This is a genomic window from Hydrogenophilus thiooxidans (assembly GCF_019049855.1).
GTDB lineage: Bacteria > Pseudomonadota > Gammaproteobacteria > Burkholderiales > Rhodocyclaceae > Hydrogenophilus > Hydrogenophilus thiooxidans.
Genome location: NZ_JAHLSY010000060.1, coordinates 1 through 1,037, shown reverse-complemented (window position 1 = coordinate 1,037; position 1,037 = coordinate 1). Strand labels below are relative to the sequence as shown.

Genomic DNA, 1,037 nt, shown 5'->3' with positions numbered 1-1,037 from the left:
TCGTTGCGGCGCACCAGATCCTGATAGAGGAGCCCAAGATAGACGAGCATGCGCAGCGCCATCCAGCGGTCTGGCTGCGCCTGGAACTCCAACAAGAGATAGACATAGAGCCAATGGTTCTCGAAGCGCACCTTCCAGACCATATCCTCGTGGCGCGCATCGCCTTTCTCTGAGACGTAGCTGGCGTTTACCCGCTCGAGAGTCGAAAAGTCGAGCGTCTGCACCCAAGGCTCGGGAACGAACCCGATGAGCAGATCGCGCACCATCTCGGGATGGGCAAAAAGGAGCTTGTAGCCGGTGTCGTGTTCTTGGGTCATGGCGTGACAATGACGGCTTCACACCCCCCACACGACCGGTTTGTGCTCCGCAAGCGCGTGCTTCATCATCTGGAGGAGCGGCCACGCCCGTTGGTGAAACCCCACGGGCATTGGCTTGCCGCTGGCATCGGCGTCCGCTTCGAGTGCCGCCAACTGCTGCCGCTCCCGTTCGCGGTCTGCTGCGCACGCGGCCTCTAGCTTCGCGATCGCTTCGGGCAACTGTTGCGGCGTGAGGATGCCGCGATCGGGCTCCTTGCCGAGCAATTTTAGGATCGGTTCGGCATGTTTGCGGTACATGATCACGTCCGCATCGGCGTCCGAACGAAAAGTGATCAACAACGGTTCGGTTTGCATCGCACATCTCCTGGAGGGGAACGTGACCGGAGCCAAAATTCCCTCTTGCAACGGGAACTTCCGCCCGTGCTACAGCCCTTTGACCGCGTAAATGCCGGGTGCGTTGCGCCAATACCCTTTGTAGTCCATCCCGAAACCGAAAACGAAGCGATCCGGTATTTCCAGTCCCGTGAAGTCGGCTTTCCACCCCGGACGCGCTTTGCGGTCGTGCTGTTTGTCACAGAGCACCGCCAGCGAAACGCTTGCCGCTCCTTCGGCTTGCAACCGCTCGAGGATCGCCGCAAGCGTGTGGCCTTCGTCGAGAATGTCATCAAGCACCAGCACGTGGCGACCGGCTGCCGCTGCGGTGGGCTCGACGCGCCAGTG

The 1,037-nt window shown here is 60.8% G+C and carries 3 protein-coding genes; all 3 read right to left on the bottom strand.

Features of this window, described 5'->3' with window-relative positions:
* A partial coding sequence (locus tag KUL93_RS11250) for an Rpn family recombination-promoting nuclease/putative transposase (protein ID WP_217127125.1) occupies nucleotides 1-317 on the bottom strand: 317 nt, incomplete at its 3' end.
* An 18-nt stretch (nucleotides 318-335) separates the two neighbouring features.
* Nucleotides 336-671, bottom strand: coding sequence for a DUF1840 domain-containing protein (locus KUL93_RS11245; RefSeq protein WP_217127124.1), 336 nt, complete (start codon nucleotides 669-671; stop codon nucleotides 336-338).
* Nucleotides 672-740: 69 nt separating this feature from the next.
* The coding region (locus tag KUL93_RS11240; RefSeq protein ID WP_283249640.1) for a phosphoribosyltransferase family protein at nucleotides 741-1,037 on the bottom strand (297 nt) is incomplete at its 5' end.

Excerpts from the sequence above, each read along its gene's own strand:
- KUL93_RS11245 (WP_217127124.1), bottom strand. The coding sequence starts at position 671 with ATGCAAACCGAACCGTTGTTGATCACTTTTCGTTCGGACGCCGATGCG.